The sequence below is a fragment of the Lacibacter luteus genome, from assembly GCF_004118265.1.
GTDB lineage: Bacteria > Bacteroidota > Bacteroidia > Chitinophagales > Chitinophagaceae > Lacibacter > Lacibacter luteus.
Map to the genome: position 1 here is coordinate 257,680 of NZ_SDHW01000001.1, position 14,403 is coordinate 272,082.

General features: G+C 39.8%; 8 protein-coding genes. 1 reads left to right on the plus strand and 7 read right to left on the minus strand.

The features are described from left to right. Positions 1-178: 178 nt before the first annotated feature. From ESA94_RS01055 to ESA94_RS01080, 6 genes are all read right to left on the minus strand, one after another. Complete coding sequence (locus tag ESA94_RS01055) at positions 179-1,678, minus strand: glycoside hydrolase family 32 protein (protein WP_129129008.1); 1,500 nt, start codon at positions 1,676-1,678, stop codon at positions 179-181. Between the two features lie 49 nt (positions 1,679-1,727). Then, positions 1,728-2,201, minus strand: coding sequence for a TlpA family protein disulfide reductase (locus ESA94_RS01060; protein ID WP_164972586.1), 474 nt, complete (start codon positions 2,199-2,201; stop codon positions 1,728-1,730). 77 nt (positions 2,202-2,278) lie between these two features. Then, positions 2,279-3,982, minus strand: coding sequence for a RagB/SusD family nutrient uptake outer membrane protein (locus ESA94_RS01065; protein WP_129129010.1), 1,704 nt, complete (start codon positions 3,980-3,982; stop codon positions 2,279-2,281). Between the two features lie 19 nt (positions 3,983-4,001). Then, complete coding sequence (locus tag ESA94_RS01070; protein ID WP_129129011.1) at positions 4,002-7,139, minus strand: SusC/RagA family TonB-linked outer membrane protein; 3,138 nt, start codon at positions 7,137-7,139, stop codon at positions 4,002-4,004. Between the two features lie 49 nt (positions 7,140-7,188). Next, entirely contained in the window at positions 7,189-8,097 is a 909-nt protein-coding gene (locus tag ESA94_RS01075; protein ID WP_164972588.1) for a carbohydrate kinase family protein, read from the minus strand. Positions 8,098-8,131: 34 nt separating this feature from the next. Continuing rightward, positions 8,132-9,517, minus strand: coding sequence for a sugar porter family MFS transporter (locus tag ESA94_RS01080; RefSeq protein WP_129129013.1), 1,386 nt, complete (start codon positions 9,515-9,517; stop codon positions 8,132-8,134). Positions 9,518-9,734: 217 nt separating this feature from the next. Here ESA94_RS01080 and ESA94_RS01085 point away from each other — a divergent pair, with 217 nt between their 5' ends. Beyond that, entirely contained in the window at positions 9,735-12,530 is a 2,796-nt protein-coding gene (locus tag ESA94_RS01085; protein ID WP_240670949.1) for a hybrid sensor histidine kinase/response regulator transcription factor, read from the plus strand. A 261-nt stretch (positions 12,531-12,791) separates the two neighbouring features. Here the strand turns inward: ESA94_RS01085 and ESA94_RS01090 are convergent, their stop codons facing one another. Continuing rightward, the gene (locus ESA94_RS01090) at positions 12,792-14,393 is read right to left on the minus strand and encodes a hypothetical protein (RefSeq protein ID WP_129129014.1); all 1,602 of its coding nucleotides are present in this window, start codon (positions 14,391-14,393) and stop codon (positions 12,792-12,794) included. Between the last annotated feature and the right edge of the window lie 10 nt (positions 14,394-14,403).

The window sequence follows — 14,403 nt, forward strand, 5'->3', positions numbered from 1 at the left end:
AAATGCTTTGTAAATCTGTTTGGAAAAACTTCGAACTCCGGTTAGTTCTGGGCACGATAAAACGAAAAGCCTTGACCGCAATTGTTGTCGAGGCTTTTCTTATTCCCGCAAGTTTGTTATAAATTATTTATGAATGTGTTTAGTAATCCTATTCATTAACTCTCGATTTCAAAAACAACTATTTCATTGTTGATTTTAGCGGCATGTATTGAATGCTATTTAACGTTACGCCTTTAACAGAACGGATGCTGATAGAAGAATAAGGCTCAGCAGGGAAAAAAACATCCGTCATCACTGTCAGTCCATCATCGGCGAACAATTCCACTGAAGCAACATCTACGATTATTCTTAAGCTGATGTTTTTGTTGGTTGATATTCTCGGCGCTACATGTTTCTTTGCAAAGCCTTTTTCAAAATCAACGGCACCTGATTTACTTCGGTCAATATAATATTGGTTGGAGGTTTTATCATAGCCGATCACCAGTTCTTCGCCTTTCTTATTTGATAATACAATAGAAAAATCATTCGCTGCAATTTCATTTAACGAAAGTTGAAACACGCTGCTTTTTGCATTTAATTTTGAACTGAGGTTGTAGCTGTTCTTTATGTTGATATTTGAAAGCGTTGTTGATTTTACCTGCAGCTTATCAACTTCTTTCACCGGTTTTGATGCAAGGAAAATTTTCTTATTCACTTCTTTCAAATAAAGTTCCCGTGGAATGGTCATAGCACCACGCCAGCTTTTTGTTGGCACTGCCTGTGCATATTGCCAGTTGTTCATCCAGCCAATAAGTATTCTTCTGTTTGCCGTATTTGAAAATGTAACACCGGCATAGTTATCAGTACCATAGTCCATCCATTTAGTTTCTGTTTCAAAAGGCGTGAACGTTTTTCCGTTAAACTCACCTGTAAAGTATTGTGTAGCCGAGCCGCCGTTTGGTCCTCCCGGATTAATGCTTACCAACAATACCCAAACTTGTTTGCCATTTAAAGTCAACGGAAACAAATCAGGGCATTCCCATACGCCACCATGTGCACCAAGTGTTTCACCAAACTCACTTTCCTTACTCCAGTTTTTAAGATCGGGAGATGAATAAAACGTTATTCTGTCTTTTGTCGCCAGCGTCATTACCCATTTGTTTTCTTTTTCAAACCACATTACTTTGGGATCACGGAAATCAACAATGCCCGGATTTTTCAGTACCGGATTGCCTGCATATTTGCTCCAGGTTTTACCATCATCGAGCGAATAAGCAATGCTTTGGTTTTGAAAATCGATTCGTTTTTCCTGCTCTCCTTTCGGATTGTGGTGTGTAAATATGGCAACGATAGCCCCCTTGCCAAAACCTGCAGTATTATTTACATCAACTACTGCACTTCCAGAAAAAATATAACCTAAACTATCAGGATATAAAGCAACCGGTTGATGTTGCCAGGTCAGCAAATCCTTACTGGTAGCATGCCCCCAATGCATAGGTCCCCAAACTGTACTATTGGGATAGTATTGATAAAACAAATGATAAACGCCTTTGTGGTAAACCAATCCATTCGGATCATTTATCCATTTTTCTTTTGGTGAAAAATGAAGTTGAGGACGATGTTGTTCTGCTACTGCCTGCTGACTTTTTGCAGAAACAAGTAAAAGAGAGAAGCATAGCATTAAAATATTTTTTTTCATTTTTTTTATTCAAGGTGTACAATAAGTTGAAAGCTGCTGTGGTCTGTTTTCAGTTAAGTTGCCGAAGTTTAGCAGCTAATGTGTTTAACGGAATATCTTTTGAATAAGTGCTAACAAGATTGCCATTTTTATCATGCAAAGCAACAAAAGGCATATCCAGCACTTTGTAATAATTCCGCACAAAAAAACCTGTGCCTTCTGTACCGGTAAAAATATTGGGATGTTGTTTTGTTTTATACTCTTTTTCAAATAAAGCTACGCTGGTAACTGGCAAAAAAGTGATCATTACAACCGAAGCCTTTTTGAAATCATTCGATCGTTTAAACCATTCTTTCATCAACACCTGGCAATGATCGCATTCCGGTGAAAAATAAATAACAATAACAGGTTTGCCCATCGGCAGGTTACTTGCGCTAAACAGTTTCCCATCTGACAAAGCCATACGAAAAGGCGGAATCTTTTGCTGTGCGCAAACTGCATTCAATGCAACAATAAATAGTACAAACAATAATAACCTTTGCATGATCTCTGAATTTATGTTTCTCCCTGCTTGGTGCTGCATGATGCTCATGCAGCACGAAAGGGAATTTCAATTATCAATTAATTATAACCAGGATTTTGTTTGTACAAACCGTTGGTAAACGTAATCTCCGATTGTGGAATAGGTAAATACTCATCACGACCGGCTGTAAACACAGCTGTTGCTAAAAATGGGCGTCTTGTTTTTTCTACAGAAATGTATTGATTCAACACCTGTGCTGCAATACCCCATCTTACCAAATCAAAAAAGCGATGACCTTCTGTAGCAAATTCCAAACGTCTTTCCCATTGTAAAGCCTGGCGTGCGTAAGCCTGTGTCCATCCAGCTGCAGGATATGGCTTTACATTATAGATTGATGCAAACGTTCCATTTGCTTTTTTCAACCGGCCTGTACTTGCGGCAGCCCTGTTACGGATGCTGTTGATGATCGGCAACGCTTTATCTGGCTGTCCTAATTCAATATATGCTTCTGCCTGCATCAGCAATACATCATCATAGCGAATGATATCGTAGTTTTTTGCAACACCCATAAACGGTCCGTTCTTGAAATAAGAAGAACTGTTTGCCAGTTGTTGATTACGCATGGTATGAAAATAACCATACACACCGGGGTCACGCACCCAACTGTTGCTGAACGGTTTTGTATTATCATATTTATAAACATGCCCGTCGATACCAACTGTATGATCTAAACGTACATCTACAGATGCAGTGCTTAAATCAGCATTGCTGTTGTTGAACGTTGAAAAATTAGGCAATCCATTTGCATCAGTGGTATGTGCATTTACAAGATTCTGACTGCCGGCATGAAAACCGCAGCAACCATATTGCGGAGCACCATGCGGATAGTTTAATCCATCCTCATAATTAAGACGGCCGGATGTTGTACCATCATTAATGGTGAACTGAATTGCAAAAACAGACTCGGGTCCGTTTTCAGTTTCAGGTAAAAAGTTATCCGCAATATCAGCACTTAAACTATACTTACCCGATGAAATTACTGCTTCGGTTAAGCTTACTACCTCCTGCAATCTTGTTGTATTAATAGATGTTACCTGGTGCGTTGCATTCTGTTCATATGCCTGGAACAAACGCAGCTTTGCAAGGTATGCTTGCGCAGCATGCTTATTCGCCCTTGCAATTTGTGTTTGCGTTGCAGGAAGATTGTCGATTGCATATTGAAAATCGGCTGCAATCTTATTCCATGAAGCATCATTGCTTAAATCATTTTTTGTCTTCAGGATATCCGCTTCTGTTGCTGTTTCATCAAAGATGGGGATGTTCTTATACAATAGTTTCATTGTAAAATAACTATGTGCCCTTAAGAATTTCAGTTCAGCCAATCTTGTTTTCTTTTGCGGAAATGAAGCATCAGAAAATGCATTCACAGCCCTCATCGCAACGTTGGCTCTCGAAATTGATTTAAACAAATTCTGCCATGTGCGTGATACAAATGCACCCATAGTTGGAGTGACCAGGTTATAATGTTCCATTGCGTCAATTTCACCAACGTCGCCTGTACCGCCGCCGCCTTTGTATGCATCATCTGATCGCACACTTCCATAAGCCCAATTGCTGTAAATGGGCCCGATCATATCACCATTACCAATGGCAGCATAAGCTGCAGTTACAAGTCCTTCTGCTGCTTCTGTTGTTGTAAGATCGGTTGATGACAATACACCTGTTGGTGTATAATCCAACTGCTTTTGGCAGGCATTTAATAAGAGCATTGCTGCTATACCGATAAAGAATTTATGTTTCATGTTGCTTTGTCTTTAATTGTTAGAAAGATGCGTTAATACCCAATGTGTACGTTTTAGGAATTGGAATTGGGTTGAAATCGATCCGCTCAGGATCCGGCCCCAAATACTTTTTGTTTTTAAACCAGAAAACATTTTCGGCCATCAGGTAAAAACGTAATCCGGAAAAAACAGATTTTGGTTTAACATTATAACCTAACTGTACATTTCTCACTTTAAAGAAAGAAGTATTTACCATAAAGTAATCGGATGTACGTGTTTCGTTGTTATTATCTTTCAACGTAAGCGCAGGTACATTTGTGTTGGTGTTTTGCGGAGTCCAGCCGTTAAAAACACCGGGGCCAACATTTTCTCTGCCACGCATGAGATTATTAAAAATTGAATAAACATCAAAACCAGATCGGCCTGCAACACCAGAGCCAAAAACAGACAGATCGAAATGTTTATAAACAGCGTCAATTCTAACACCGTATTCAAGATCGGGCAGCGTTGTTCCAATCCATGTTCTGTCGAGATCGTTGATCACATTGTCTTTATTAATATCGACGTACCTGATTCTTCCGGGGCCTGCACCAATTTGCGTGGGTGCAGCATTCACTTCTGCCTGCGATTGAAAAAGACCATTGGTTTTATAGCCGAAAATATCGAACTGTGAATGACCAATAATTGTATTCACAAGATTACCTGCATAAGCGGGACGAACAACCTCCGGCAATTCTGTTATCTTATCTCTGAAATGCGCAAAGTTTAATTGTACATTATAACTGAAATCATCTGATTTGTCAGAACGGTAACCAATTACAAATTCCCATCCCTGGTTGGTTTTAGATGCACCATTTACCGGTTTCGATTGTCCTTCACCCAATGCAGATGCAACGGGAGGAGTAATCAATATACCGGTTGTGTTTCTTGTGAAATAATCGAATGAACCGAAAATTTTGTTTTTCAGAAATGCAAAATCCAAACCGGCATTCAATTCATCTGTTGTTTCCCACTTGAGTCCTGTATTGGCTGCCTGTGTTTGCACAAAGCCGGAAGGAAGTGTGCCCGTGTTGGCGCCGCTTAATGAATAAGCTGTTCCAATATTCATATACTGCTCCCAAAAGCCACCCACTAATTGCGATAACGCAGTTCCATATCTTGCTTCAAATATTCCGAAACGACTGATATCCCCGATTTGCTGGTTACCTACACGACCTGCACCCAAACGTAATTTCAACTCAGAAAACAACGTGTTATTTTCCATGAAATTTTCTCTGTCAATTCTCCATCCAATAGATGCAGCAGGGAAAAGACCATAACGATTGTCTTCACCAAAACGGGATGAACCATCACGACGGAGTGTGAACGCTGCTAAATACTTGTCGGAAAAATTATAATCAACACGGCCAAACAAGGAGAATAACCTGTTACCTGTTGAACCACCAAACACACTGGAGTTTCCTGTGCCGGCGCTAATTGTAAAATACTCTTCGGTTTGTACAGCAAATCCTTCCTTGCGTGTGTTTTGAAAGTTAAGATCTGTTTTGATGTATTCTGTACCTGCCAGGAATTTAAGATTATGTTTTCGGTTGACATCCCAATTGTAACGAAGTGTATTCGAAAATGTAGTACTTACTAATTTGTTTTGATCGAACGTAACACTGTTGGTTGTCCGGTTAAACGCACCTTCTGTAAACGTTGGCAAAATTACTTTGCTTAAATAGGCAGAGTAATCGGTACCTACGCTTGTTCTGAAAACTAAATTTTTGACAGGTTGTATTTCAACAAATACATTTCCAAAAGCTGTTAACCTGTTGGCGTTATCCCATCTTGATAAATACTGCATATGCAACGGATTATTCCTGTCGGAGTAACCACCACCAGAAGCGCCGGCAAACGTTACACCATCTTTTTGATAAACAGGAATTGTTGGTGCCTGGAAAACGGCCAATGCTGTTGTAAGCGCACCACCAATGTCTCTTGAAGTAAGTGTTTCGTTTGAATTGGCAACACGCAGATTCACGCCAACAATAAGCCGTTGGTTATAGGCTTTTGTAATAGCATTGATGCTGCCGTTTAAACGTTCGTAACCTGTATGCCTGAGCATGCCGGTATTTCTGAACTGTCCTAAATTAAGTTCAACAGAAGAATTGCGATTTCCTACTGATACTGTAAGACTATTATTGATCACCAGTCCTGTTTTATACATAACATCCTGCCAATCGGTATTACCTGCAGGTGTATTCGGATCTCCACCAACAAATGGTTTTACCGTAACAGCATTTAATACAGGATTGCTTAAATTATTATTCCAATCGAAATTGTAGATCTCACCATAAGCATCTTCGGGTTTTACACCATCATTTACTGAAGCCTGCCACAAAGCTCTTCCCCTGTCAATTGCATTTAACATTTTAAAACGCACACCTTTTTCCGATTGCGCTGCAACGCTTGTATTAAACTGGAAGTTTACTTTACCTTCTGTGTTGCCTCCATTTTTTGTTGTAATGATGATAACACCATTAGAGGCACGTGAACCATAGATAGATGCTGCAGATGCATCTTTTAATACCTGCATAGATGCAATAGTTGCAGGATCGATATTCTGAAATACTTCGGGCCTGGTGGTTGGCACACCATCAATGATGTATAAAGGATCAGTATTACCCAGTGTGTTTGCACCACGAATTAAAATTTTTCCGTTGCTGCCGTTTGGTGAACCACTTCCTCTTTCAATATACAAACCTGCAACACGGCCTTGCAGTGCCTGCATAGGATTACCGGATGAATTGTTTTTAACGGCTGACAGATCAACCACTGCAACAGCACCGGTTACATCTTTTTTACGCTGAGCAGTATAACCTGTAATAACAATAACATCACCTTCTTTAATGGACGGTTCCATTTCAACAGTCAGCGTTGCATCGCCGGCATTTAGTTTAATGGTTACAGGTTTCATTCCAACATAACTGAATGTCAGATCATCACCTACAGATGCAGTAATTGAAAATTTTCCTGAAGCATCGGTAACAGCTGTTGCAGTTTTACTTTGTACGGAAACTCCTGCAAGCGGTGCTTTATCTGCTTTCGCTGTAACAGTACCCGTAATTGTTTTTACCTGTGCAAACGAGCAGATCGCAGACAGAAAAAATGGCAATAGAAAAAACAACTTTCTCATAATCGTTAATTTTAAAATTGAAAAATTCAGCATAGCAGTCGATTTATAATTATTGGATGGTTTGTGTGTTGTTAATGACAGAATCGATATCGGAAATGTTATAAGCAGGCCAGCCGCCGCTTTTAGATGCTACTAATGCACCAAGACCACTCGCAAACGTGAGAGCTTCTTCAGGTGATTTGTTTTGTAATACGCTTGATAAAAAGGCAGCAAGAAAACTGTCGCCACTACCAATAGTATCGGCCACTTGCACTTTATAGCCATTGTGCCTGTGGTAATTGCCACGAAAGTTTACGACAGCGCCATCGGCACCCATTGTAACAATGATGGAGCGGATGTTGAACCTGTCCTGTATCAGTTGTATGCGCTCTTCAATACTTTTATAATCAGCAAACCAACCGGTGATCAGTTCCAACTCCGAGATATTCATTTTCACCACATCGCATTTGCGGAGCAACTCTTCTACACTTTCTCTTGTGAAGAATGGTTGACGCAGATTTATATCAAGCACTTTGCTGCTGGCTATCTCTAACAGTTTGTATAAAGTTTCCTTCGATTGTTTGTTACGTGTGGCCAAACTTCCAAACACAAAGTATTCTGCATTTTTAACCACCGTTTCAACATCATGATCGTATTGAATATTATCCCATGCTGCAGGTGCTACAATTTCATAACTCATTTCACCATGTTCATTTGGTGTTGCATGAACAATACCGGTTGGTAATTCATAATCGAGTTGTATAAATGTTGTATCAAGGTTCATGCTTTCCATAATCGTAAGCAGTTCTTTGCCACGTTCATCAATACCAATACGTGTAAGCAAAGCAGGTCTTTCACCCAACCTGTGTAAGTGGTAGGCAACATTCATTGGTGCACCGCCGGGCACAGCTTTGTCGGGCAAAATATCCCAGAGTATTTCGCCAAAGCAAACAACATTGTAAGAAGAAGTTTGAGACATAACAGCAAGCATTTAGTTGTGAAAGAAGAATTTTTTACCTGGCGATCGTTGCAGGTTTTTCAGTTACAGTATTTCCTTTTTGTGACGACTTGTTCAGCAATTGAGCTTCCAATTGTTCAAGAGGAACTCCTTTTGTTTCGGGCATTTTAAATAACACCCAGAACAATTGCCACAACATCATCAGCATAAAAAAGAAAAAGATTTTCGAAGGGCCGATTGAAGGATTGTTCGCAAAAAACGGGAACACACTTGTTACAATAGCTGCCATTACCCAATGCGTTGAACTACCCAGCGATTGACCATACGACCTTACCTGGTTGGGAAAAATTTCTGAAATAAACACCCATATAACAGCACCCTGCCCGATTGCATGTGCAGCAATAAAAAGAAACAACAGAACAGGTACAACTATTCCACCAAGCCATTGAAAATAAAAAGCAGCAGCTACTGCGCCCAACGAAATAATATAGCCGATGGAACCAATAAGCATTAATTTTTTACGGCCGATACGATCAATGAGGTACAAACCCAGCATCGTAAATACAAGGTTTGCCAAACCAATACCTGCGCTTTGCAAAAACGCAGCGCTTTTACCAATGCCTGCCAGTACAAAAACCCGTGGAGCAAAATAGATGATGGCATTAATACCACTCATCTGGTTAAAGAAGGCGATCAGAAATGCAAGTATGATCGGTTTTGTAAATCGTTTTGTGAAGAACGAAGCAAGTGTTGCCTGTTGTTTTTCTTCGTCTATGGTTTTATGAATAGCTTGAATTGCATCATCCACTCCTTCGGGATCTGATACCTGTAAAATTTCACGGGCTTTTGTGTAATCGTTTCTGTGCACCATTAACCAACGTGGGCTTTCCGGTACAAAAAACATAAGTGCAACAAACAGTAAAGCTGGAACAGCCAGGATGCCCAACATCCACCGCCATGCATCTTCGCCGATAGTGCTTAAAAAATAATTGGAGAAATAAGCGAGTAATATGCCGAACACAATATTGAATTGAAAAGTGGCAACCAGCTTGCCCCGGTTTTTCGCAGGTGCGATCTCTGATATAAACATAGGTGCCACCACGGAAGATGCCCCGACACCCAAACCACCTAAAAACCGGAATATCATGAATGATACAACATCATCAGCCAATGCTGACCCAATTGCAGATACAAAAAAGAGGATACCGATCCAGATCAATACTTTTTTTCGTCCAAATTTTTCGGCCGGAATGCCACCAAAAAGAGCACCGATAATAGTACCGTAAAGAGCAGAAGCAATGGCCTGGCCATGTACCACATCACTAAGATTCCAAAGTTTCTGTATTTCCTGTTCTGCTCCGGAGATAACGGCTACATCCATCCCAAAAAGTAAACCGCCAAGAGCGACGACGATACTCCAAAAAACAAGTTTCTGATTCATATGGCAAAAGCAATTTCACACAACTTAGGGCGCAGGGCCAGGAAAATAGTTCCGGTTTTTCATCATATTGTTTCGATTTTATTTCATTCGCTTAAACAATTAAATTTTGAAGAAAATCAATAAGTTAGATTCCTGATTTCAAAAAATGACCAAATGGTTGCTTTTAATTTTATATCTGCTTCTTCTAAAATAATATCAATAATCCTACATTTAGATCATGAACTGCTTTGCCATTATCTCCAGGATTATTCCTTTTTCTAAACATTGGAGCAAAGGGATGTTTCTTTTGCTGTTGGTTTGTTGCTTTACTGCCTGTAAAACAGAGAAAGAGAAGGAATATGTCATTGGTTTTTCGCAATGTGGCGATGCAGATAACTGGCGCAAAGCCATGATTGGAGAGATGCGGAGAGAATTGGCATTTAACCCGAACTTCAGATTATTATACAAACAAGCCGACGATAATAGTGCGGTGCAAATAAAACAGGTAAAAGAGTTATTGAAAGAGAATATCGATCTGTTGATTATTTCTCCAAACGAAGCCGCCCCTCTTACCCCTATTGTGGAAGAAGTATATAATAAAGGCATCCCTGTTATCGTGGTTGATCGTAAGATCGCTTCACAGCTTTACAACAATTATATTGGCGCCGATAATTATGAGATCGGTAAAATAGCCGGCAACTATGCTGCTTCACTCCTGGGCGAATCGGGAAACATTGTTGAAATTGGCGGATTACCAGCTTCATCACCTGCCATTGAACGGCGGAAAGGATTTGCTGATGCTTTGGCCTCGCATAAAAATATCAAGGTTGTAAAACAAGTGAATGGCAACTGGGTAAAACCAATAGCCAAGGATGCCCTGTTAAAAGTAATTGACAACGTAACCACTCCAAGCCTGGTATTTGCACACAACGATGTAATGGCGCTTGGTGCATATGAAGTGTTTAAAGAAAAACAGTTGCCTCCGGTAAAAATAATTGGTGTAGATGCATTGCCAGGCAAAGGCGCAGGAATGGAATATGTGAACAACGGTATCATCACTGCTTCAGTATTATATCCAACAGGCGGGGCAGAATCGATCCGTAATGCGGTAAGTCTATTAAACAACCAACCTGTACCAAAAGAAACGGTTTTACAGACTTTGATTGTTGATAGTGCAAATGTGCGGATGACATCGCTGCAGGCCGATAAAATATTAGAACAACAAAAAGATATTGAGCAGCAGCAAATCGTGATGGATAAGCAGCAGCAAACCTATCAAACACAACGCAATCTTTTATATGTGCTGGGGATTACATTGGCATTGACGTTTTGTTTTGCCGGACTTCTGTTTTATTCACGCCAGGTAAACAGGCGCATGAACAAGCAGCTTGCACAAAAGAACGAAGAGGTACAAAAGAAAAGTGAACAGTTGATGGAAATGTCGGCGAAGGCAGAAGTTGCACACGAAGCAAGGCTTAATTTTTTTACCAATATTTCGCATGAGTTTCGAACGCCACTCAGTCTTATACTTGGTCCGGTTGAAGAATTGCTCGATTTCTCAAAACTCCCTCCATCAACCAAACAGCCATTGCAGCTTATTCAAAAAAACACACAACGTCTTCTGCGACTGGTAAACCAGTTGATCGATTTTCGAAAGATCGAGTTTAACAAAATGCAGGTGAAAGCTACTGAGACAGATCTTGTGCTTTTTGTAAACGAGATTATTCAAACATTTCAACCCATTGCAGAGAAACGGGATATTGATTGCAGACTTATTACACAGGAAAGAGCCTTATATATTTGGGCCGACCAGGGAATGCTTGATAAAATTTTATTTAACCTGCTTTCCAATGCGTTTAAGTTTACTGCAGAGGGTGGCTTCATTACTGTATCGCTGGAAAAAGATCCTGTTGCTGCGTGTGCAATTATTAAAGTTGAAGATAATGGCAGAGGTATGCTTCCTGAAGAAATGAACCAGGTGTTTGATATCTTTTACCAGGGAGATTATGGTAGTCATAAAGGATCCGGGCTTGGTTTGCCATTAACAAAAGAACTGATAGCATTGCACCATGGAAGTATAACTGTGAGCAGCCAAAAAAGTAAAGGCAGCGTTTTCACTGTAAGACTTCCGCTTGGGAAAGAACACTTTACTGAAACAGAATTATCTCTTGCGAACGATATACAAAAGTTCAGCAGCGAGGAAGAAGAAATATTTATGTCGGATCTTTATTCAGATGATCTTTTTATACCCGGCAATGAAGAAAGCAAAAAAGAAAAACTTGGCGCCATTGTAATTGTTGAAGACAATCCTGAAATGAGAAAATTTCTCAGGCAAAGACTTTCAGAAACCTATTATGTTTATGAAGCAGAAAATGGTGCAAAAGGTTTACAGATTGTATTTGATCAAATGCCCGACCTGGTTATCAGCGATGTAATGATGCCGGTAAAAGATGGATTTACGTTAACCGAAGAATTAAAAAAAGATATCCGCACTTCTCACATACCGGTAATATTATTAACTGCAAAAACATCAGCACAGCAGCAAATGACAGGTCTTGAAATTGCAGCTGATGCCTATGTGGCCAAGCCATTCAACTTTTCAATACTTGAAAAAAATATCAGCAGCCTTCTTGCAAACCGTAAAAAAATAAAAAGCCATTACAGCAGTGAAATACCTGTGGAGTTAAAGAGCAGTGGCAAAATAACTGACCGCCGTTTGGTTGCCGATTTTATTTCGATTATTGAAAGAAATATATCCAATGAAAATCTTTCTGTTGATGACATCTGCAAAGAACTTAATCTTTCGAAAATACAGTTGCATAGAAAGATAAAATCGTTGATGGATACCAATATAAATGAGTATGTCTTGAATACCCGTATTCAAAAAGCAAAATACTATTTGCAGCATGAAGAATTATCTGTTGCTGAAGTGGCTTACAAAACCGGCTTCTCCACGGCTGCTTATTTTTCTACAGTGTTTAAAAACAAAACAGGATTAACTCCCAAAGCATTTAAGGAAAAAGGAAGCGCTTGATTTATTCTCTTAACCTTTAAGACGCCGGGAAATTTTACTAATTTAAGAGGTAGTATATATCGGCGAACAATATTCCCGAACTCCGGCTAGCACTGGGCACGAATAAAAAAAAGCAGTTCAAATGAACTGCTTTTTTATTTACTCCATTTTTAATAGCCCACTGTAATCAAGTCATCGTTTCTGCTTGTGTTCATACTGTTCTTTAATGGGAGGCAAAGTTCTCAGGCCCGCTCAATTTGCAAAAAGAAGGCATTTTCTTGTTTACTTTAAGATGTAAAACGTTCGTGTTACAGGTGCTGCTGTTTTTGTTTTTCCTTCAATACCATACTGCCAGGCAACGACAGTAACTTTAACCGGAAATTTTGTTCTCGGCGGAATAGCGGTAATATGCAACGTACTATTCGAGATAAATGCCGGTCCTTCTTTTACAAAGAACTGAATTTTTTCATCTGCAGATGATCTTGCAGATAGGTTCAAAGACTTAACTGTACTTTTCTGACTGGGAATACTATCGAATTGAATATGTTGATCTGTGCCTATATTGTTGATGTGTGGAATCTTCATGTTGATTTGCTGTACACTACTTTTATAATGATTGTCGGCTTTACTGCTTGCCAGTAACCATACATCGAAACTACGCTTGGCGTTATTAAACCCAAGTCGGTTAAAACTTATCTGAAAAGTTGTATCGTTGATCTTTTTTACCGGGCCGCAAATGCGATCAATTATCAGCTTTTGGTTTGAAGACTTATTTGCCTTTTTCAATTTTGTTGAGTCGGAAAAAAATGCGGAAAGGGTGAAACTTATTCCGTCGGGTTGTGGCTTGAACTTAATATTATAATTTGCATGCGACTTGTCTGGTTGTATTACTGCGCCTTCTTGTTTAAACCCAATATATTGCTGTTGCTTGCCTCTCACCTTCGCATAAAACGCTTCAGTTGCATCTGCCATTTCTTTATCAAATACCCAGGATGCAAATTTTCTTTCGCCTTTGTATGCTGAATATTTTGCAGCTGCTGCTTCCGGCAAACTATCCTTATGCCAACGATCCATCAACCATCCTTGTTCTGCCTTTACAGGAAGCAGGATGTTCGGTTTGTGTATAGACATTGAAGATGGAAGTCTTTTTGCTGCAGCCTTTTTAATGAACATGCATACATAAGTAATCATCTCATCACTGTAATCAAAATGCCCATGTCCTGCATCGCAAAACAAACTGATGGCACTGTTGGGATGTTTTGCAATGTAATTGAATGCAGGTGTTATCCTGTCTTCCCACCATTCATATTCGCCCATGATGAATAAAGCAGGAACACCGTCAATAGTTCTGTTGCCCCATTCTACATTTGCTCTGCCGTAACCTGTAAGATGAGTTTGCGGCGCATCGCCATGAATTGATACAAGTGCAAGTGTGCGTTGCGGGTTCCATGCTGCGAAGTTCCAGGGAAAAGTTGCATAAGCAGAATGTCCAAGCGGAATGACCGGTACACTCGCCAGTTCTTTGTATCCTGATACATCCGCAAGCTTCTTCATCATGTATTCAAAATCTTCGCCGGCATCTTTTGTAAAATCAAACGACATATTTATTCCAGGCGTAACCCACACTTCTGCAATTCCAAGTTCACGCATTGTTTTACGGAAATGCGCATGTTCTAACATCCCCTCTTCAATCATGTTATGTTGTGCAAATACAACTGCCCTTACCTGCTTACAATTTTCCGGTATCCACAAATAAGCCTGTGGATGATCATTTGTTTCTGATGAAATAACACAATCTACAGAAACACTCCATTGCCACACCTGAGCGTTGGTTTCAGTATAACCTGTAATCAAAAACAGCAAGCATAACAAAAAGTATTTCATACAATAAATC

What these genes read in the sequence shown, in the direction of transcription:
- ESA94_RS01055 (WP_129129008.1), bottom strand. Translation starts at nt 1,678, where the DNA reads ATGAAAAAAAATATTTTAATGCTATGCTTCTCTCTTTTACTTGTTTCT.
- ESA94_RS01060 (WP_164972586.1), bottom strand. Translation starts at nt 2,201, where the DNA reads ATGCAAAGGTTATTATTGTTTGTACTATTTATTGTTGCATTGAATGCA.
- ESA94_RS01065 (WP_129129010.1), bottom strand. Translation starts at nt 3,982, where the DNA reads ATGAAACATAAATTCTTTATCGGTATAGCAGCAATGCTCTTATTAAAT.
- ESA94_RS01070 (WP_129129011.1), bottom strand. Translation starts at nt 7,139, where the DNA reads ATGAGAAAGTTGTTTTTTCTATTGCCATTTTTTCTGTCTGCGATCTGC.
- ESA94_RS01075 (WP_164972588.1), bottom strand. Translation starts at nt 8,097, where the DNA reads ATGTCTCAAACTTCTTCTTACAATGTTGTTTGCTTTGGCGAAATACTC.
- ESA94_RS01080 (WP_129129013.1), bottom strand. Translation starts at nt 9,517, where the DNA reads ATGAATCAGAAACTTGTTTTTTGGAGTATCGTCGTCGCTCTTGGCGGT.
- ESA94_RS01085 (WP_240670949.1), top strand. Translation starts at nt 9,735, where the DNA reads ATGAACTGCTTTGCCATTATCTCCAGGATTATTCCTTTTTCTAAACAT.
- ESA94_RS01090 (WP_129129014.1), bottom strand. Translation starts at nt 14,393, where the DNA reads ATGAAATACTTTTTGTTATGCTTGCTGTTTTTGATTACAGGTTATACT.